At 72.6% G+C, this 20100-nt stretch carries 17 protein-coding genes; 8 read left to right on the top strand and 9 right to left on the bottom strand.

Going from position 1 to position 20100, the window contains the following annotated elements:
- Nucleotides 1-54 precede the first annotated feature (54 nt).
- Both OG928_RS22510 and OG928_RS22505 read right to left on the bottom strand, forming a co-directional pair.
- Nucleotides 55-939 carry a hypothetical protein gene (locus OG928_RS22510; protein ID WP_406286604.1) on the bottom strand — a complete coding sequence of 295 codons (885 nt, stop codon included), beginning with the start codon at nt 937-939 and terminating at the stop codon, nt 55-57.
- Entirely contained in the window at nt 936-3074 is a 2139-nt protein-coding gene (locus tag OG928_RS22505; protein WP_406286602.1) for a hypothetical protein, read from the bottom strand. The genes OG928_RS22510 and OG928_RS22505 overlap by 4 nt, the downstream gene beginning before the upstream one ends.
- A gap of 193 nt (nt 3075-3267) precedes the next feature.
- Here OG928_RS22505 and OG928_RS22500 point away from each other — a divergent pair, with 193 nt between their 5' ends.
- The 3 genes from OG928_RS22500 (at nt 3268) to OG928_RS22490 (ending at nt 6273) form a co-directional block, all read left to right on the top strand.
- On the top strand, nt 3268-4566 hold the full coding sequence (locus tag OG928_RS22500; RefSeq protein ID WP_406286601.1) for an MFS transporter: 1299 nt from the start codon (nt 3268-3270) through the stop codon (nt 4564-4566).
- A gap of 50 nt (nt 4567-4616) precedes the next feature.
- Entirely contained in the window at nt 4617-4985 is a 369-nt protein-coding gene (locus tag OG928_RS22495) for a GntR family transcriptional regulator (RefSeq protein ID WP_406286600.1), read from the top strand.
- A 130-nt stretch (nt 4986-5115) separates the two neighbouring features.
- Nucleotides 5116-6273: a DUF5925 domain-containing protein gene (locus tag OG928_RS22490; RefSeq protein ID WP_406291128.1), complete on the top strand. Its 1158-nt coding sequence runs from the start codon at nt 5116-5118 to the stop codon at nt 6271-6273.
- An 81-nt stretch (nt 6274-6354) separates the two neighbouring features.
- On the opposite strand, the gene OG928_RS22485 is transcribed toward OG928_RS22490, so the two are convergent.
- A complete protein-coding gene (locus OG928_RS22485; protein WP_406286598.1) occupies nt 6355-7146 on the bottom strand; it encodes an exodeoxyribonuclease III in 792 nt (263 codons plus the stop codon).
- 103 nt (nt 7147-7249) lie between these two features.
- Between OG928_RS22485 and OG928_RS22480 the strand changes: the two genes are divergently transcribed.
- A complete protein-coding gene (locus tag OG928_RS22480) occupies nt 7250-7600 on the top strand; it encodes a nucleotide pyrophosphohydrolase (protein WP_406286597.1) in 351 nt (116 codons plus the stop codon).
- A 43-nt stretch (nt 7601-7643) separates the two neighbouring features.
- Here the strand turns inward: OG928_RS22480 and OG928_RS22475 are convergent, their stop codons facing one another.
- The 5 genes from OG928_RS22475 to OG928_RS22455 form a co-directional block, all read right to left on the bottom strand.
- Nucleotides 7644-8441 carry an ABC transporter ATP-binding protein gene (locus tag OG928_RS22475; RefSeq protein WP_406286595.1) on the bottom strand — a complete coding sequence of 266 codons (798 nt, stop codon included), beginning with the start codon at nt 8439-8441 and terminating at the stop codon, nt 7644-7646.
- An 85-nt stretch (nt 8442-8526) separates the two neighbouring features.
- Nucleotides 8527-9417, bottom strand: a complete 891-nt coding sequence (locus tag OG928_RS22470) for an ABC transporter ATP-binding protein (protein WP_406286592.1) — start codon at nt 9415-9417, stop codon at nt 8527-8529.
- The gene (locus OG928_RS22465; protein WP_406286589.1) at nt 9410-10330 is read right to left on the bottom strand and encodes a branched-chain amino acid ABC transporter permease; all 921 of its coding nucleotides are present in this window, start codon (nt 10328-10330) and stop codon (nt 9410-9412) included. The genes OG928_RS22470 and OG928_RS22465 overlap by 8 nt, the downstream gene beginning before the upstream one ends.
- A gap of 368 nt (nt 10331-10698) precedes the next feature.
- On the bottom strand, nt 10699-11571 hold the full coding sequence (locus tag OG928_RS22460) for a branched-chain amino acid ABC transporter permease (RefSeq protein ID WP_406286587.1): 873 nt from the start codon (nt 11569-11571) through the stop codon (nt 10699-10701).
- A gap of 2 nt (nt 11572-11573) precedes the next feature.
- Nucleotides 11574-12737: an ABC transporter substrate-binding protein gene (locus tag OG928_RS22455; protein WP_406286586.1), complete on the bottom strand. Its 1164-nt coding sequence runs from the start codon at nt 12735-12737 to the stop codon at nt 11574-11576.
- A 419-nt stretch (nt 12738-13156) separates the two neighbouring features.
- On the opposite strand from OG928_RS22455, the gene OG928_RS22450 reads away from it, so the two are divergent.
- From OG928_RS22450 to OG928_RS22440, 3 genes are all read left to right on the top strand, one after another.
- Nucleotides 13157-13759 carry a TetR/AcrR family transcriptional regulator gene (locus OG928_RS22450; protein WP_406286584.1) on the top strand — a complete coding sequence of 201 codons (603 nt, stop codon included), beginning with the start codon at nt 13157-13159 and terminating at the stop codon, nt 13757-13759.
- Between the two features lie 165 nt (nt 13760-13924).
- Nucleotides 13925-15061 (top strand): serine hydrolase domain-containing protein, encoded by a 1137-nt coding sequence (locus tag OG928_RS22445; RefSeq protein WP_406286581.1) that lies wholly within the window; start codon nt 13925-13927, stop codon nt 15059-15061.
- Between the two features lie 250 nt (nt 15062-15311).
- Complete coding sequence (locus tag OG928_RS22440) at nt 15312-17222, top strand: glycoside hydrolase family 5 protein (RefSeq protein ID WP_406286580.1); 1911 nt, start codon at nt 15312-15314, stop codon at nt 17220-17222.
- A gap of 116 nt (nt 17223-17338) precedes the next feature.
- On the opposite strand, the gene OG928_RS22435 is transcribed toward OG928_RS22440, so the two are convergent.
- Nucleotides 17339-18061 (bottom strand): hypothetical protein, encoded by a 723-nt coding sequence (locus OG928_RS22435; RefSeq protein WP_406286578.1) that lies wholly within the window; start codon nt 18059-18061, stop codon nt 17339-17341.
- A gap of 270 nt (nt 18062-18331) precedes the next feature.
- Here OG928_RS22435 and OG928_RS22430 point away from each other — a divergent pair, with 270 nt between their 5' ends.
- A complete protein-coding gene (locus tag OG928_RS22430) occupies nt 18332-19984 on the top strand; it encodes a serine/threonine-protein kinase (protein WP_406286575.1) in 1653 nt (550 codons plus the stop codon).
- Nucleotides 19985-20100 lie beyond the last annotated feature (116 nt).

Raw genomic sequence — 20100 nt, 5'->3', positions numbered from 1 at the left:
CGCGAGGGCCGCGCATCCCATTCCCGGATGCGCGGCCCTCGCGCGGCCGCACGCTCAGGTCCGGCCGGAATCGCCTTCGGGCAGGTCAGTCGGCAATCCGAGGTCCCGCAGCACCCGCATTCCACGCGGCCCGGACGCGGCCAGGCCGGCCACGATCGCCTTGCGCAGTTGATTGCGTTCGAAGTCGTCGGCGTCGCCGAGCAGGGCCAGCACTTCCGAGCTCAGACCGACCTCAGGGCTTTCCGTCGGCGGGTGGGCGTCGAGGTGGTCCACCACGGCCTTGACCTGATCCGGAAATCGGGTCAGCCAGTAGGCGACCAACGCCTCCGGGCCCTCGCGAATCAACTCCCGATGAAACTCCATCCGGGTGCGTGTCAGCCGTTGTCGCTCCTTTTCGAGCGGTACCGCCCAGCGGGCCCGGTCCAGGCTCGCGCGGATGTCCGCGGGAATCTCCTCGGCCTGTAGGAATACCCCGGCCGGGCGATAACTCAGGCCGCATTCCGGGAGCTGTACCGGGTCGGCCAGCGCTTCGTCGAGCTCGTCCTGGAGCCGGCCCTCGTCGGCGCCGTGCACGACCGCCGTCGCCTTGCGGATCCGGTTCTCGACGTCCCGGCGGACGAAGGACAGCCCGTCCACGGGTCGACGCAGCGCCAGCGCCCTCGGCTCGTACACCCACCAGTGCAGCTGGACCTCGACCCGGTACGCGCGCTCGCCGTCCGGCCCGGTGCGCAGGTCGAACGCGGTGACCTCGGCGTGTTCGCGCACCTCCACCCACCACAGTTCGCCGGCCCGGCGCACCTCGGCATGGGTCGGGCGCCGCCGTGCGCTCGCCGGGACGACCAGGACGCGCTCGGCGCGCCGACCGAGTCGGTCCCGGAGGTAGGCCAGGGTCCGGGACCCGGTCACCGGACGGGCCGGTGCGTCGTGTTCGCGGTTCATGCGGTTGCTCCCCCGCTCGGTTGTGCCGCCGGTGCCTCTGGTGTCGCCGGTACGCGCGACGCCTCCGGTGCCCCCGACGCCTCGGTCCCCGGTCTCCCGATTACCGGTGTCTCGAACGCCTCTATCGCCGGCGCGAGCACGCCGATGTCGACCACGTCGCCGTCCGGCAGGCCCTCGTAGGCCAGCCGCGCGAGGTCGTAGGCGAGCCGTTCCAGACCGTGCCCGCGATCGGCCCCGAACAGTGCCGCGAACACCTTCCGCAGCCGTGCCGCCAGTCGCTCGTCGGTCTCGGTGCCGGCCAGCAGGGTGGTGAACATCCGCAGTACGACCGGGTATCCGGCCGGATCACCGACCACGCGACGCACGACGGCCGCGAACGACGTGCCGGTCAACACCGCGTCGGAGGGGTCGTCCCGTGCCAGTCGGGCGGTCAGATCGGCCGCCGCGCCGAGCTCGTCCCACGCCTCCAGCCGCTCCAGGATCGCCGGCGCGCTCATCCCGCCGCGACACAGGTCGACGACGCCGGCGCGGGCCGCGGCCGCGATCGCGCGGTCGTCGTCGCGGGCCAGTTCGAGCAGGTGCGACACCGCCCGGCCCGGGTACACCGACGCGAGGCCCGGGTACGCGTACGCGGCGATCAGGCGCAGGTCGGCGCGGATGTGGTCGCGGCTCCACAGTTCGAGCAGCCGGCGGACCTGGGTGGCCACGACCGGGTCCTGGGCCGCCGCCCGCAGCGCGAGCACCGTCAACGGCCGCCGGGCGACGCCCTCGCGGGCCCATCGGGCCACCGGGGCCAGCGGCTGATGGCCCCGGCCCGCCCCGATGAAGTCGCCGACCGCGCGGGCCGCGTCGCGATGCGCCTCCACCGGGCGCGGCGGTGTCTCCGCGAGCCAGTCGACCAGGGTCCCCCGCAGGTCGGGATAGCCGGACCAGACGTGTTCGCGGACGGCCGCGCCCCAGTGCGGGCGGTCGAACCGCACCCGGTCGAGCCGGTAGCGGACCCGGCCGCACGAGACGTCCTCCGCGAAGCGATGCGCGTGGATCGAGCGCAGTCGGGCGTCGCGCGGACGCGGTGGCCAGCCCTGGTCCGGCTCGGGTTCGCGCCGTGGCAGTCGCTCGGCCAGGAGCGCGCGCAGGGCCGCCGCCCGCTCGGTCACCACGCCGTAGTCCTGGCCCTCGAAGACGGCCGCGGCGATCATCAACGCCCAGTCCTCGTAGCCGGAGTGCGCCCGCAACCAGGCGTCGACCGCGGTGTGCTCGCGGTCGCGCAGCGCGGTCAGCAGGTCGATCCTGGTGAACCGCCCGGCGGCCACCTCCACGAGGTCGCGGGCGACGGCCGCGGCCCGTTCCGGGCGGCCGTCGGTGCGGACGAGTTCGACCACGTCCTCGTCGACGAGGTCGAGGTGGCCGCGCTCCCAGCCCTCGCCGAGCCGGTGGGCGAGGTGACTGCGCAGCACCTGGACCGGGTCCGGGCGCCGGCACGGCACCGCCCAGGTCGCCCAGTCGCCCAGATCCGGCGCGGCCACGTCGCAGGTCACGAGCAGGACGCTGTCCCGTTCGGTCAGCCGCCGCCGGAGCAGTTCCAGGTCCCGCGCCGCGTAGCCGGCGAGGGCCGCCGGATCCGCGGTGTCGACCAGGTAGCCGGTACAGCGCCGGACGGTCAATCCCATCAGGTCCTCGACGGTGTCCAGGGCGATCACGTGCTCGACGTACTGATCCTGCATCAGGTGTAGTGCCAACGTCCGCTTGCCGGACCCCGATTCGCCGGTGAGCAGCATGAGTTGACGTGCCATCAGGCTCCGCGCCCGGAGATATCCCATCGGCTGCACGAACGTCCGCGCGACCAGCTCGGTCTCCTCCCGCCAGATCGGCCCGTCCGTCGCCTGCCGCAGCCGCGGATACCCGTCCGCGGGCCCGCGCGAGCCGGCCACGCCGTCGTACCCGCGGTCGGCCTCCTCGGCCGACCACAGCCCGAACGCCTCGTCGAGCTCCCGGCCGTCCAGGTTTTCGTGATTCGCAGCCTCGTGATTCCGAGCCTCGTGATTCCCGGCCCCGCGATCCCCTGCCTCGTCATTCCCAGCCTCGCCGGCCTCGGCCGCGCCGGCCGTCGACTCGCCGTACACCCAGGTCGCCACGTCATGCCCCCGTCCTCCGGTGTCCCTTCACCCTGTCGAACAACGACACGATCGACCCCCGATTCGCTCGGATCCGGTCCGACTCGCAAAACCCGGCAAGTGCGGCCCGATCCGGCGCCGGTCGCCGCGGTCGCCGGGTACGCCCGGGAAAAGCTCTCGACAGATCCCCGTCGGCTGTGCGGATAGTCATCGGGTGTCCAGCCAATCCAGGCTGCCCCGGTGGGCCGGCCGCACCTATCTGCTACAGACCTCGGCCGTGTTCATCACCGGGCTCGGGAACTCCGGGGCGTTGATCGCGTCGGCGTTCGCGGTGCTCGAAGCCGGTGGCGGCAGTACCGGTGTCGGGCTCGTGGCGGCCGCGCGAACGCTTCCGCTGGTCGTGTTCCTATTGGTCGGCGGGGTGATCGCGGACCGCTTTCCCCGGCATCACGTGATGGTCGCCGCGAATGCCGCGAACGCGCTGTCGCAGGGGGCGTTCGCGGTCTTCGTGCTCACCGGTGGCAGCGACGTGTGGGTCATGATGGTGCTCGCCGGCATCGGCGGATCCGCGCACGCGCTGTACCTGCCCGCCGCGCAGGGGCTGCTGTTCAGCACGCTCGACGCCGAGGACGCCGGACCCGCGCTCGCCGCGTACCGGGTCGCGGTGAGCAGCTCCCACATCGGCGGGGCCGCGCTCGGCGGCGTGCTGACCACGGCGCTCGGCCCGGGGGCGGTGCTCGCGCTGGACGCCGGTGGCTTCGTGTTGGCCGCGCTGCTGCGGGTGTTCATGCGGATCCCCGCCATGGGTCCGGGCGAGGACGAGTCGATGCTGCGCCAACTGCACGACGGTTGGCGGGCGTTCGTGGCCAGGCGCTGGCTGTGGGGCATCGTCCTGCAGTTCGCGCTGCTGAACGGCATGATGGTCGCGGGCGAGACGGTGTTCGGACCGGTCGTGTCCGAGGACCACTGGGGTGCGGCCTGGCCGTGGGGCGTGGCGATGAGCGCGCTCGGGGCGGGCACTCTGCTCGGCGGCCTCGTCCTGGTCCGGTATCGGCCGCGCCGCCTCCTGAACGCCGGCAACTGGGGGCTGCTTCCGCTGGCGCCGACCTTCGTGGCGCTCGCGATCCCCGCGCCGTGGCCGATCCTCGCGCTGTCGATGTTCGTGTGCGGCGTCGGCATGGAGGTCTTCAGCGTGTGCTGGATGCTGACGCTCCGCCAGGAGATCCCGGCCGAGTACGTCGCGCGCGTCTCGGCCTACGACTGGCTCGGTTCGATGGCGCTCGCCCCCGCGTGTACCGCCCTGGCTGGTCCGGCCGGGAACACGTTCGGCAACGCGGGCGTGCTGTGGGTCTTCGCCGGCGCGTGCGTCGTGCTGATCCTCGGCGTGTTCGCGATCCCGGAGGTCAGGGCGTTGTCCGGAACCGGCTCGGTCCATCCGGTCGAACCGGCCCATCCGGTCGAACCGGTCGAACCGGCGGAACCGGCGAAGGCCGAGACGACCGGCGCGACCTGACCGATCGGAATCCGTCGGGATCTCCCACCGAGGGGCCTAGGCTCATCGGCATGGTGATCACCATCGACCCGGCCTCGCCCATCGCGCCGTTCGAGCAGATCCGGGCCCAGGTCGCGGACCAGTCCCGGGCCGGAACACTTCCCGCCGGCACCCGCCTGCCGACCGTGCGCGGCCTCGCCGGCGACCTCGGCCTGGCGCCCAACACCGTCGCCCGCGCCTACCGCGAGCTGGAGGCGGACGGCGTGATCGAGACCCGCGGGCGCTCGGGCAGTTTCATCGCCGCCGTCGGCGACAGCGCGCACCGGGCGGCGAGCGAGGCCGCGATCGAGTACGCGCGCCGTGCGCACCGGCTCGGCCTGACCCGCGACGAGGCGATCGCGACCGCGCTCTCCGCGTTCGACGTGGTCTACGAGCCGTAGCGTGCGCGGGTGAAGACAGGGCGTCAGGTCCGCCCGGCCGGTGCCGTGGTCGGTCACGGCAGCGGGGAAAACCACACCCGAAAACCACTGTACGGACGGCCCGGGGCACCGGATCATCGAAATCATGTCGATGCCTCGCCAGACGCCCCGCCAACCGGATGGGGCGCCGAGTTCAGCCGGTGACGACCCCTCAACGCTGCTGCCCTTCGTGTTCGGACTCGACGACGCGGACACCCCTTACGACGCCGTGGACGGGCTCGCCCTCGCCGCGTTCCTGACCGGTGCCCAGCCGTGGGCCCGCACCACCCGCCTGGACCGGGTCAAGCCCGGCGCACGGCTCGTCCCGCGCGGCGCCAAGGTCGTCCGCGCCGTCGAGGAGGACGACCGATCCGCGCAGCTGGCCATCGGTGACGGCTGGACCCTGCGCTCGGTCCGCTGGCGCAGCGGCGGCGGCGAGGTGACCGTCACCGCCGTCGACGAGAAGATCGGCCGCGCGGTCCTGAAGAAGGCGGTCAAGGGCGCGGCGGCCGATCCGCCGCCCAAGGACGAGGCCGTCGCGATGGGCTTCTGGTACTTCTCGGCCCGACGCGGCCCATACCGCACGACGCGTGCCATCACGGCCGCGCCGTGGGAGGACATCCGCCGCAACTACACCGGGCCGACGGCCGGCGCGTTCGACCGGCTGATGAAGGTGACCCCCGACGACGTGTCCGGCCGGTTGATCCTGCTGCACGGCCCGCCCGGGACCGGCAAGACCACGGCGCTGCGCGCGCTCGCGCGCTCGTGGCAGGACTGGTGCCGGATGGACTGCGTGCTCGACCCCGAGGCGCTGTTCGGCGACACCGGCTACCTCATGGACGTCGCGATCGGGCGCGGCGACGAGGACGAGGAGTCGCACGACAAGTCCAAGAAGCACAAGTGGCGGCTGCTGGTCCTGGAGGACTGCGACGAACTGATCCGCGGCGAGGCCAAGCGCTCCGCCGGCCAGGCGCTGTCGCGGCTGCTCAACCTGACCGACGGTCTGCTCGGCCAGGGCCGCAACGTCATGGTCGCGATCACCACCAACGAGAACCTCGGCCACCTGCATCCGGCCGTGGTCCGGCCCGGCCGGTGCCTGGCCCAGATCGACGTGGGCCCGCTCGACTTCGCCGAGGCCCGCGAGTGGCTCGGCACCGCCGAAGGCATCGGCACCCACGCGACGCTGGCCGAGTTGTACGCGCTGCGCAACGGCGCCGCCCCGGTGGAGGTCGAACGCCCGCACCAGGGCGGCCAGGGGCTGTACCTGTAGGGCCGCCGACAGCGGTCCCGGAGTCGGCCGATCCCGGATCGTCGTGACCGGGACCGTCGCCGAGACCGCCGCGGCGCCGTCCTACACGCTCAGATCCACCACGACCGGAGCGTGGTCGCTGGTGCCCTTGCCCTTGCGGGCCTCGCGGTCGACGTAGGCGTCGGTGACCGCGGCGTTGAAGGCCGCGTTGCCGTACACGAGGTCGATCCGCATGCCCTTGTTCTTCGGGAAGCCCAGGTCGCGGTAGTCCCAGAAGGTGAACGGGACGTCGTACTTGAGCGCCCGCGGCATCACCTCGCGCAGCCCGATGTTCTCCAGCGCGGTGACCGCGTCGCGCTCGGCCTGCGTCACATGCGTCGCGTTGTCGCCGAACAGCGCGATGTCCCAGACGTCCTGATCGGTGGGCGCGACGTTGTAGTCGCCGAGCACCGCGAACGGCCGGGCGCCCGCCGCGTCCGCGGCCACCGCGGCGTGCAGCGCCTTGAGCCACGCCAGCTTGTACGCGTAGTGCGGGTTGTCCACCTCGCGGCCGTTGGGCACGTATACCGACCAGACCCGGACCCCGCCGCAGGTCGCGGAGAGCGCCCGGGCCTCGTGCGGGCCGTCGAGCTCGGGGAAGCCGGGGCCCGCCTCCAGGCCCTGGACGACGTCCTCCAAGCCGACCTTGGACAGCACCGCGACGCCGTTCCAGCGTCCGCCGGCGTTGACCGCCGACTCGTAGCCGGCCTCCTGTAGCTCCTTCAGCGGATACGCCTCGGGCGTGGACTTGAGCTCCTGCAGACACACCACGTCGGGAGCGGCGCTCTCCAGCCACTCCAGGAGCTTGGGCAGCCGGGCCCCGATCGAGTTGATGTTCCAGGTGGCGACCCTCATGCGAACCTTCCAAAGCGGACGACGGCGATCTCGCCACATTGTCCCTCCCCGGGGTGACACCACCGGGCGGCCCGGCGCGGGTCGGATGCGATAGGCATGACGCATGGACACCACTCCCCGCACCGATTCGGACCTCGCCGAACTCACCGCCGCGCTGGCCGCGTTCTCCGCGGAGCGGCACTGGCAGCCCTTCCACACGCCCAAGAACCTGGTGATGGCGTTGAGTGTGGAGGCCGCGGAGCTCGTGGAGATCTTCCAATGGCTCACCCCCGAGCAGGCCGCCGACGTGATGTCGGATCCGGCTCGCGGCGAGCACGTGCGCGAGGAGATCGCGGACGTGCTGGCCTATCTGCTCGGCCTCGCCGATCAGCTCGGCATCGACCCGGCCCAGGCGCTGCGCGACAAGATGGTCAAGAACGCGATCAAGTATCCGCCGGGCGCGCCGGGCCTGTGAGGCGGCCGGGGCACGTCTTCGAACCCGCCGGGCCGGCCCGCCGTCAGGCCGCCGCGTCCCGGCGGCCCAGGTAGGACGCCAGCAGCGAGTCCCGATCGCCCAGCTCCGCCGCGGTGCCGGTGAGCGCGAGTCGGCCCGCGGCCAGGACGTGCCCGCGCACACACAGTCGGAGCGCCTCCGCGGTGTTCTGCTCGACCACGAGCATCGGCACGTCCGCCGCGATCCGCGCGAGCGCGTCGTACACGGTGCGCACCACCGCGGGCGCGAGGCCGAGCGACGGCTCGTCCAGCACCAGCAGGCGCGGTACCGACAGCAGCGCCCGGCCCAGCGCGACCATCTGCTGCTCGCCACCGGACAGCGCGTACCCGGCCCGCCCGAGCAGTGGGCCGAGCGCCGGGAACAGGTCGAGCACGTCGGCCTCGGTCCACCCGGTCCGGCCCGCCGCCGCGATCCGGCCCATCGCGAGGTTCTCCCGCACGGTCAGCGTCGGGAAGACCCGGCGTCCCTCCGGCACGTGGATCAGCCCGAGCCGGGCGATCGCCTCCGGCGCGTGGCCGGTCAGGTCCCGGCCGTCGAAGGCGACCGTGCCGCCGTGCCCGATCAGCCCCGAGATCGCGTGCAGCGTGGAGGTCTTGCCCGCGCCGTTGGGGCCGAGCAGCGCGACCGCCTCACCCGCCGCGACGTCGAGCGACAGGTCGAGCACGGCCCGCGTGGTCCCGTAGCGGACGCTCAACCCGCGAACGACGAGCATCGCGGCGGCCGGCGCGGAATCGAGCCTGGTCTGGGTCGGCCGCGCGTCCGGCTCGTACGGCAGGCACCCCTCCGCCTCGACCGCAGACACCGTCGGCACTGTCGGCCCTGTCGGAACCGCCGGCCATGTCGGCGCCGCCGGCACCGTGGACACCGCCTCGTTCCCGGTCTCGCCCTCAGCCATCGTGCGCGACTCCCAGGTAGGCGTCCATGACGCGGCGGTCCCGCCACACCGCGGCCGGCACCCCCTCGGCGACCACCCGGCCGGTCTCCAGGACGGTGATCCGGTCGCACAGCGCGTCGATGAAATCGATCTTGTGGTCCACCACGAGCAACCCGACGCCGTCCGCCGCGACCGCGCGCAGGAGCAGTAACAGGGCGTCCGTCTCCCGGGAGTTCAGCCCCGCGCTCGGCTCGTCCAGCATCAGCACGCGCGGCACGGCGGCGATCCCGCGCGCGATGTCCAACAGGCGCTGCTCACCATAGGTGAGCACGCCCGCGCTCAGTTCGGCCCGATCGCCCAACCCGACCCGGTCGAGCGCGGCCTGCGCACCGGCCAGGCGCTCCTGCTCGACCCGGGCCATCAGCGGCCGCAGCAGCCACGCGGCGAGCAGGCCGCGGTGCCGGGTGTCCGACGTCGCGAGCAGGACGTTCTCCACGCAGGTGAGCGCGCGGACCGGTTGCGGGGTCTGGAACATCCGCACCAGGCCCGCGCGGCGCGCCCGTTCGGGGCTGCCGAGGCGGACCGGCACGCCGCCGACGTACAGTTCGCCGCTCGCCGGGACGACCCCGGTGATCGCGTTGAGCAGCGTGGTCTTGCCGCTGCCGTTGGGGCCGATCACCCCGACCACCTCGCCGCGATACACGTCCACGGACACCGCGTCGACGGCACGTACGCCACCGAAGTCCACCCGGATGTCCCGCGCGCTCAGGACCGGTTCGCGCAGTTGCGCGGACGCGGTGGCCGGGGCGGGTTCGGGCCCCCGAACGGCCGGCGGCACAAGACCGGACCGGGGCACCGGATCCGGCGTGGTCGCCCGCCTTCGTGGGGCTACCGGATCAGGCATGCTCACCCTCCTTCGTGCGACTCCGGTCCCGAGCCCGCGCGAGGGCCGCCCGCGCACGCGCGGCCAGCCCGGTAAGGCCCTCGGGACACAGCATGATCATCAGCAGCAGCAGGCCGCCGTACACGGCCGCGCGGTACTCGTCGAGGCCGCTCAGCAGCTTCGGCGCCCAGACGTAGAAGCCGGCGCCGAGAATCGGGCCCCACAGCGAATGTGTCCCGCCCAGGATCACCATCAGGAAGATCCCGATCCCCAGGTCGAGGCCGAACGAGTCGATCCCGACGAAGCCCTGCCAGTGCGCGAGCAGCGCACCGGCCAGACCGCCGGTGGCCGAGCCGAGCACGAACAGGGTCAGGTGGATGCGCCGCACCGGCACCCCGGCCGTGCGCGCGACCAGTTCCGCGTCGCGCGCGGCCACCGCCTCGCGGCCCAGCGGCGAGCGCCGGATGAACACGCCGAGCAGCAGCGCGAGCGTGACGAAGGCGAGCAGCAGCCAGAAGATGTCGCGGTCGGTGTCGAGCGTGTACCCGAACACGGTCGGGAACGGGACGCCGTGCACCTGGCCGTTGACGCCGGTGAAGGTGCCCGAGCGGGAGAACACCACCACGCCGATCTGACTGACCGCCAACGTCCCGATCGCGAAGGCGAAATGTTGCGCGCGGGCGAGGGCGAGCCCGACCAGCGCGGCGACCAGGGCCGCGCAGGCCGTACCCGCGAGTACCGCTCCCCAAAACGGTACGTCGTGCGTGGCCGCGTAGGCGGCCGTATACGCGCCGACCGCCATCAGCGTCGTATGGCAGAACGCGAAGCGTCCGGCGAGGCCGAAGATCCACGCGAAGCCGATCCCGGCCAGCGCGTACAACAGCCAAAGGTCGACCAGGTTGGCGCCCTCGGCGGAGTTCACCAGGGCGGGCACCGCGATCGCCGTGGCGATCGTGAAGGCCGCGACACCCAGATACGGGCGCCTGCTTCGCAGTGGTCCCGGGCCCGAGCCGAGGCGGGCACGCAGCCACGCCCCGGCATCGGACCCTTCCCCCGGGCGGCGCGCGGGCCCGGACGCCGTTCCCCTTCCGGCGTCACCCCCCGCCCACGCGCCACCCGAACCGGGGGCCGAACCGGAAGCCGGATCGAGCGCCGGACGAGGCTCCCCCACCCCGTCCGACCCCCTTCCGGATGTATCCGGGGCGGCCCCCGCGCCCCGGTCGGACGCCGGTTCCCCTCCTGACCCGGCGTCACCTCCCGGCCACGACACGTTTTCTGTGGTGGTTTCGTTCATCTCGTCCCTCACAACCTGGTCGCCGTGGTCGAGAACAGCCCCCGCGGCCGCAGCACGATCACCAGGAACAGGGCCACGTACGGCAACGCGCCCGCGTAGTCCCGCAACCAGTAGCCGCCGACCAGGAGTTGGACCAGGCCCACCCCGAGGCAGCCCACCACCGCGCCGCCGAGGTTGCCGAAACCGCCCGCGACCGCGGCCGCGAGGCCGCCCAGCATGATCGCGAAGCCGAAGTTCAGGTCGAGCACGGTGAGCGGTGCGACCAGGATCCCGGCCAGCGCCGCGAGCGCGCCGGACAGCGCCCACGCGATCATCGACACCCGCCGCACCCGCACGCCGCACAGCTTCGCGGCCTCCGGATCGGCCGCGAGCGCACGCACCTGGCGACCGAAGGAGGTGCGGTGGAACGTGTACAACAGCCCGCCGACCACCACGACCGCGACGCCGACGATCAGCACCCGCTGCCACGCGACGGCCGCGCCCGCGACATGCCAGGCGCCCTCCCCGACCGGGCTCGGCAGCCGGCGCGGCGTGCTGCCGAGCCAGATCCCCAGCAGCGCCCGGATCACCAGCGCGGCGGCCAGCGTCGCCACCACCACCGTCATCGGCGATCGGCGGCGCAGGGGCGCGTAGGCCACCCGCTCCAGCACCACGCCGGCTCCGGCGAGCAGCACGATCGCGATCAACGAGCCCACCAGGACCGGCAGTCCGTGGTCCACGATCAGCCACCACGCCAGGAACCCGCCCAGGGTCAGCAGGTCGCCGTGCGCGAAGTTCACGACGCCGGTCGCCTTGTACAGCAGCAGGAAACCGACCGCCGCGAGGGTGAGCACCGCGGCGTAGGCGACGGCGGCGGCGAACAGCGCGACGAAGGTGGCCATGGTCAGGACGCGCCCTTCGCGAGCGCCGGGATCGGGTAGGTGTCGATGATCTTCGCGACACCGCTCTGGTCGTACTTGATCGCGACCTGCTGGTGCGCGAGGTAGTGCGAGCCGTCGGCCTTGTACTCGGGCTGGCAGGCGCCGCCGGTCCAGCTCAGCTTGGCGAGTTCGTCCCGGATCCTCGTGTGGTCGGTGGTCGAGCCGGCCTTCCTGATCGCCTCGGCCTGCATCATCACGGCGTCGTGCGCGGCGGCGGCGAGCGGTGGCGCGGGCGTGCCGTACTTGGCCTTGTAGGCGTCGTTGAAGGCCTTCCCGCCGCCCTCGGTCGCCGCGGCCGGCAGGCACGCGAGCACCGCGTACAGCTGGTCGAGCGCCTTCGGCGGGGCGAGCTTGTTGTTGGCCACGACGGGCACCGAACCGCCGCCCACCACCGGCGCGTTCGCGCCGTTCTGGGTCATCTGGGTGAGCTGCGCGGCGAGTACGTTCGGGTAGGTCCAGGACAGCACCGCCTGGCTGCCCTTGAGCGCGAGCACCGCCTCGGTCACGTCGGTCGCGGTGACCGGGACCAGGCGCGTGGTGCCGACGGTCACCGGGGTGCCCTCGGCGGCCTTCTTCGACCGGTCGGTGCCGTCGCGGCCGTAGCCGATGTCGTTGCCGAGGATGCCCAGCCGGGTCCAGCCCTGCTTCTGCGCGAGCGCGACCATGTTCCGTGCGGTGGCCACGTCGTAGGGGTTGGTGGAGAACATCCACTCGCTGCCGGCCTTCTGGCCGTACGCGAGCGGGACGTGGTTGTTGACGTTGATGATCGGGATCTTGGCCTGGTCGAAGTCGCGGGTCAGGCCCTCGGCCTCGGTACCGCCGGGGAAGCCGACGATGCCGGACGGCTTCTTGTCCACGGCCTGGAGGAACGCGGTCCGCGCGGCCTGCGGCGTCAACGGGCTGCCCACCCGCTCGAATTGCAGCGGCTTGCCGAGCACGCCGCCGGCCGCGTTGATCCGCTCGGTGGCGATCACCGCGCCGTTGTTGTAGTCATCGATCGCGTTCGGGTCCTCGCCCTTGACCTGCCACAGGGCGACGATCCTCGCGGGCGCGTCCGAGCCGCCGGCCTTGCCGTCCTTGTCGTCGTCACCGCACGCGGTGGTCGCCGTCGCGGTGAGTGCGAGCACGGCGAGGCCGCCCGCCCAGGATCGTCTGGTCGGATGCCTGCGGCGTGATCGATCGGCTCTGGTCGCGCGTGAGTCGGGTGTTGCTCGCACCCGTCGTGCGGCGCGCCGTGCCGTCCAAGGAGCCATGGGAGCCAACGCCTCTCGCGTCGTCTCCCCGCCCGGCCATCCCCCACGGAGTCCCGGATGCGGCACAAGCTAGACCGCGAACCTCGATCCCCGCAAGGGTCTTGACAGCGTTTCGGGAACAGGCGTAGAAGGTTCAGCACAATCTAACAAATGTTAGATAGGCAGTTCGGTTCTCCCTCGAAGGCATCCCCCATCGATCAACGGCAACCGCTCCACCTGCGGTTAGGCTGCGCAGACTGCGGAACCTCGCAGGACGCGGCAGCATCCACCCGCCGGACCGAGAACGGGCGCTCATGGCACGCAGGAAGACGGAACCCGAAGCACTTCCGCGCCGGGAGGTGATCCTGTCCCAAGCCGCGGCGCTGTTCGCCCGCAAGGGTGTCGCAGCGTCCACCGTTCGTGAGATCGCCGACGCGTCGGGGATCCTCGCGGGCAGCATCTACCACTGGTTCGGCTCCAAAGAGGATCTGGTCGACGAGATCCTGACCACCGCGATGCACGATCTGGCGGCCTGGTACGACGAGGCGTTCGCCGAGGCGCGTACTCCGGGCGACCGGTTGCGCGGGCTCGTGCACGCCGCGTTCCGCACCATCGAGCACCATCCCGACGCGGCCACGATGTACGTCCGGGACTACGCCTACCTGGCCACGCTGCCGCGCTTCGCGCACCTCGCGGTGGACGGGGCCCGGGTCCGTGATCTCTGGCTGACGACCCTTCAGGAGGGGATCGAGGTCGGGGAGTTCCGCGCGGACCTGGATCCGGAGCTGGTCTACCGCTATCTCGCCTATCCGCTGTGGCTCACCGCCGGCTGGAAGTCCGGCAGCGACCGCACCCTGTCCGAACTCGAAGCCCAGTTCACGGCGCTCGTCCTCGAAGGCGTCACCCCCCGGAACTGACGAGCCGTCCCGGCGGTCCGCTCGCGACGGCACGGGGTCGGTGCGTCGGGTCGGTACGTCGGGTCGGCGCCGGGGTTCGGCGCGGGGCGTTCGGCGCGGGAGTTCGGTGCCGAGGTCGGCGCCGGCGCCGGCGCCGGCGAGCCAGGGACCCCGAAAGGACCCACGATGCACGTCGACGGTTTCGTCGCGCCCGAATTCGCCTCGGTGGAGGCGGTGTTCAAGGAGAACTTCGCGATCCGCGGCGAGGTCGGCGCCGCCCTCGCCGTCCATGTGCGCGGCCGGCCGGTGGTCGACCTGTGGGGCGGGCTGGCCGAACCGGCCGCCGGTCGGGCCTGGGAGCGCGACACCGTACAGGTGGTCTGGTCGGTCACCAAGGGCCTGGTCGCCACGTGTGTGGCGATGCTGATCGACCGCGGCGAACTCGACCCGGGGCTGCCGGTATGCCGCTACTGGCCCGAGTTCGCGGCGGCCGGCAAACGTGACGTGACGGTCGCCCAGCTGCTGTCCCACCAGGCCGGCCTGCCGTTCCTGGACGATCCGATCACGCTCGCCCAGATCGCCGTGCCGGACGCGCTGGCCGACGCGCTCGCCGCCCAGCGGCCGGCATGGGAGCCGGGCACCGCGCACGGGTACCACGCGGTGACCTGGGGCTTCTACGCGAGCGAGCTGATCCGGCGGGTGGACGGCCGCACGGTCGGCGCGTTCCTGTCCGACGAGGTGGCCGGCCCGCTCGGCGTGGACGCGCACATCGGCCTGCCGGCCGCGATCACGCCGCGGCTGGCGCACCTGACCGCGATCGCGCCGATGGACCCGGGCGCGATCGACCTCGCCTCGGACCTGGGCCGGGCCATGCTCGCGATGCCCGAACTGGCCATCCCCGGCGCCGACCACGATGCGAACGTGCTCGCGTGGGAGGTCCCCTCGGGGCTCGGCGTCACCAACGCCCGCGCGCTGGCCCGGGTGTACGCGGTGCTCTGCGCGGGCGGCACGCTCGACGGCGTCCGGCTGCTCTCCCCCGAGACCATCGCCGCGGTGACCACGACGGCCGTGCGCGGCCCGGACCGGATCCTCGGCGAGCACACCGCGTTCAGCCTCGGTTTCATGAAGCCGGAGACCTCGTTCTTCGGTGTCTCTCCCGATCCCGCCGTGTTCGGCCATCCCGGCAGCGGCGGCCCCCTCGCGTTCGCCGATCCGGCGGCGGGGCTCGCGTTCGCGTACGTGAGCAACGGTCAGTCCCCGCTGCACACGGACGTCCGGGCGCTCGGACTCATCGAGGCGGTACGCACCTGCCTGCCGCACTGAGCCGGCGACGGGCGGTCGGGCCGCGTGGCCCGGCCGCCGCTCCTCGTCCCCCGAAGATCGGCGCCGTGCGCGGGCCGATCGCACGACAGGTGTCCGCTCGGAGCTGATGGTCACTCAATAAAGGCGCTGGAGGCGGGAGTTCCGACTCGTGTCGGCTCTGGTGCGGGACGATTCCCGCATCGATACTCGCGAACGCTCGGTAGCGCTCGGACATCCACGGGCGCGACGACGACCTTCGACGGGAATCCCTTTGACCAGACAACGTTTCGGGCCGGCCCTGATCGGCAGCGCGCTGACCGCCCTGGTGGCGGCCCTGCTCGTCCCGACCACCGCCGCCCAGGCGGAGTCGCCGGGGCCGAACGGCGCCCCCGCGACCACCGACCTCGCCACGTCCTGGACTCCGCCGCTCAGCACGCAGGGGCGCTGGATCGTGGACGCGAACGGCGACCGCTTCAAGCTCAAGTCCGGGAGCTGGCACGGTGCCTCCGGCACCTGGAGCGGCTCGGGTGACATCAACGACCCGGCGAACTACCACGACAACGAGATCTCCTACGAGCTGCCGATGGCGCTGGATCGCGTCGCGATCCCGACCGTCCTGGACAACTTCCGGCAGCTGGGCCTGAACAGCATCCGGCTCCAGTTCTCCAACGAGATGATCCACAAGAGCACGCCGGTCGCGGACGCGGCCGTCGCGGCCAACCCGCAGTTGCGCGGCAAGACCCCGATCCAGGTGTACGACGCCGTGGTGGCCGCGCTGACCGACGCGGGCTTCGCGGTGATCATGAACAACCACACCACGACCTCGCGCTGGTGCTGCGGCATCGACGGCAACGAGCGCTGGAACACCTCCCAGTCCGCTGCCACCTGGGAGAACGACTGGCTGTTCATGGCTCGTCGATACCAGGCCAACAAGCGGGTCGTGGGCGCCGACCTGTACAACGAGGTCCGCCGCAACATCCTCGACGACCCCAACTGGGGCTGGGGCAACGACACCGACTGGCAACTCGCGGCGCAGCGGGCGGGCGACCGCATCCTGACCGAGGCGAACCCCGACCTGCTGATCGTGGTCGAGGGGATCAACTGGCAGGGCATCCCGCTCGACGGACTCCCGCACGGGCGCCCGACGTTGGAGCCCGCCAAGACGCTGTCGCACACCCTGGTGAACGCGCGCAAGCTGGTCTACTCGGCGCACTTCTACGGCTACACCGGCCCGAACCACACCGGCGCGACCGGCACCGGCGAGACGCACGACTGGCGCTACCAGGAGCTCTCCCTCACCGAGCTCCAGGCGACGCTGGATCGGCAGGCGTTCTTCGTCACCACCGAGGGGCGGCACTACACCGCGCCGCTGTGGATCAGCGAGTTCGGCGACGGGTTCGGCGAGACCGACCCCAAGGCGCGCGCGTGGTTCGGCAACTTCGTCGACTACCTGATCGCCAAGGACACCGACTTCGCGGTCTGGCCGCTGGTCGGTTGGCAGCGCGCCGGCGTGCCCAACAGCTGGTCCCTGGTGTCCTGGGACCCGGCGGGCCGACGGGCCGGGATCCTGGATCCCGGCGACTGGCGCACCCCGATCTGGAACCGGCTGATCGGCGCGCCCTCGCGGACGGGGCAGGTGGCCCCCGTCGCCGACTGGTCGATGCTCAACCTGGACCACGGGGACTTCAACGCGTCGTCGGTGATGCGGTCCCGGCCGGACTGGGACGTCGGCGCCCGCAAGGGCACGTGCTCGGACGGCGAGCGGCTGATCGGCCTCTCCCACCACGACGGCCGCGGGCTGTGCACGGACGCGGGTGGGGTGGTGCCGAGCGCGCCGGCCACGGTCGTGTGGGACGAGCGCAATGTGACGTACGACTGGGCCGGCGGCTACACCAAGGTGCAGTGCCCGACCGGGCAGATGATGGTCGGGTACAGCCTGCGCGGCACCGCGTTCGCGAGCGCGTTGTGCGCGCCGGCGCCGGTCGGCGCGACGGCGAGCCGCACGGTGTGGTTCGACCGCGGCGACAACCGTCCGGCGGGCGACCCGGGCGGTGAGTTCGCGGCCGGCAACTACAAGGGGCAGTGCGCGACGAACGAGTACGCGGCGGGCGTCGCGTACACCGGCCGCTTCGGTCAACCGCAGAAGTATCCGGCCGCGCTGTATTGCCGCAGCCTGGCCTGACCGCGCGGCCATCGCCCGCAGTCCTCGCCCACGCGGCGCCGTTCCCGGGCACGGGGGCGGCGCCGCGTGTCGCGCCGCGGGTCGATCGCCCGCCCCGGGTCGGGGATCGGTCGTGGTCAGCCCCTGCGGTGCCGAGTGCCGACGACGAGCAGGCCGCCGATCAGCACGAGGGCACCGGCGGCCAGGCTCAGCGGCAGGACGGGCGCCGAACCGGTACTCGCGATGTGGTCGGTGATGGCCCTGCGGGCGGCCACCATCGGTCCGTCGTGCACGGCCCGCCTGGCGGCGGCGCCGCGGCGCTCGGCGCCGGGGGGCTTGAGGCGTGGCTCGGATTCCCCGTCCTGTGTCCTGCCCTTGCGCCCCGGGCCGCGGTTGCCCGCCGGGTGCTTGGGCGGGCGGCCGTCGGGCGGGCGGGGCGCGAGGTGCGCCGCCGCCGGGGACGCGGCGAGCGGTTCGGTACGGGTGCCCGGCGCGAGCGGGCCCGGGCAGTCGACGCGGGCGGGGTCGGAGCCCGGGGCCCGGCGGTGCGGCTGTGCGCGGTCGAGCAGGTCACGGAGGCCGGGGCCGTGGAGGCCGGGGGCGGGATGAGCATCGCGCGCGGCGGAGCGGGGCCACTCGGGGCAGATCTCCGCGGGAACCACGTCGACGCCTCGCGGCGGCGGGCCGGACGGTCCGCCCGGAAGGGGACGGTCGTACGCGGGGACCCGAGCACCTTCGCCGGCCGCGGGGTGTCGCGTGAGTGGTGCCGCGGATCCGACCGGGACGGCGACCGCGGTGAGCGCGAAGGCGCCGAGGGCGATCCCCATGGACAGCACGCGGCGGTGTCGAATTCTGCGCACCCCGCCACGCTAGGTCGCCGCGTCCCGACCCGAGGGCAGCCGCGCGCACCGTTCGCCCTTTCGGCCCAACGCTCCGCCGACGGTGGACGAGATCCGCGCGATCCGCGCAACCCCCGCACCCGCCGGCCCACCCCGATCGCGGCGCTGCCCTGACCGCGGCACGCGAGTCGCCCACTCGTTCCGTATCCGCCCGGAGGGCGGGCCCGCGCGAGACAATCCGGGAGGCGTGGGGTCGGTGGCCGCGGGGCCGCAGGGGATACGGGGGCTTGTGTGGTGAGGGTGTTGGCGGGGCGCTATCGGCTTGACGAGGTGCTCGGTCGGGGTGGGATGGGGCTGGTCTGGCGGGCCGTGGACGAGCGGTTGAATCGGCCGGTCGCGGTCAAGACGCTGCCGTTCGCGTACGGCGATCCCCGGGAGATCAAGCGACTCGCGCACGAGGCCCAGGCGTTGGCCCAGGTGTCGTCGCCGCATGTGGTCAACGTGCACGACTACGGGCGGGACGACGAGGACGGCACGGTCTTCGTCGTGCTGGAGCTCGTCGAGGGTCGGACGCTCGCCGAGGTGATTCGGTCCGGGGACCTGCCGACGTTGCCGGTCCTGCTCGACTGGGCGGGCCAGGCCCTCCGGGCGCTCGAAACGACGCACGCGGCCGCGCTGCTGCATCGGGACATCAAGCCGGCGAACATCATTGTCACCGGGTCGGGCACGCTCAAGATCCTCGACTTCGGGATCTCCCGGTTCCTCCAGGAGGTCGGCCCGCGCGGGCTCACCAGGACCGGCCATGTGATCGGGACACCCGAGTACATGGCCCCGGAGCAGTTTCGCCTCGACGTCCAACCGGACTGCCGTACGGACCTGTTCGCACTCGGCGTCGTGCTGTACCAACTGGTCACGGGCGAACTGCCGGACAAGGACGACCCGATGCCGCCGGGCATGACGGGCGGCCCGGACTTCCCGCTCCTCCTCGATCGCCTGATCATGGGCATGTTGGCGAGGGATCCGGCGCAGCGTCCGCCCGACGCCTCGACCGCTCGCGCGGAGCTGGCGCGTGCGGAGATGGTGCGTGCGGAGACGACGCGTACGGAGGCAGCGGCGCGTACGCACGGGAGTAGCGCCACCGCCGCCGCCCTGCCCGACACCACCGCCCAGGCCCCCGCCTTCGCCCGAGACCTGCTCGCGGAAGCGCGACAGCGCATCGAACAATGGCGCGGGCTGCCGAAGAGCGCCAAGAACGACACCGGCAGGCGCTCGATGCGCCGGCTGATCGAGGAGATCGCCTGGCCTGCCGACGACTCGCTGCGCGGTTTCGACCTGCGCGGAGCGCCGTTGCGCTTCGCCGACCTGGGCGGGGCGGACCTGAGCGGCGCCGACCTGACCGGGGCCGACCTGCTCAACGCGAATCTGGGCGGCGCCGACTGCACCGGCGCGGTGCTGCACCGGGCCAACCTTCGTGGCGCGCAAATGGCCCGCGCCCTGCTCACCCGGGCCGACCTGAGCGACGCCTTCCTGGACCGGGCGATGCTGACCTCCGCACGCCTGATCAATGCCGACCTCTCCGGAATCCAGCCCATCGAGCTGCACTGCGCGTGGGCCGATCTGACCGACGCGAGCGTCGGCCATGCGAAGCTCTTCCGCGCGGATCTGCACAGATCGAGAATGTGCGGGACGTACCTCGTGGACACAACGCTGATCAAGGGCGACCTGCGGGACGTCGATCTGAGCGGCGCGGACCTGAGCGGCACGGAGTTCCACGAGACGGACCTGGACGGCGCGACACTCTCCGGAGCCCTCTGGTCCGCCGCCACCGTGTGGCCGAGCGGCGTGGACCACCTGAGGCTGATCTCCTCCGAGCGTGAGGGTGACGGAGCATGGCTCCTGCCCGAGGTCTCGCCATGGCCGGAAGTACGGCCCATCGGCGCGTGATTTCCCGGCCGATCGCGATGCGCGGCGCTCGGGCACCGGGTCGCCTCGGACTCTCCGGGCGACGAGCCCCCGGATCCGGGCCGACGGCCGTGGTCGTGCGGAACGCGAACGAAGAA

The sequence above is a fragment of the Embleya sp. NBC_00896 genome (genome assembly GCF_045207785.1).
Lineage (GTDB): Bacteria > Actinomycetota > Actinomycetes > Streptomycetales > Streptomycetaceae > Embleya.
This window is presented reverse-complemented; position numbering and strand designations above follow the sequence as displayed.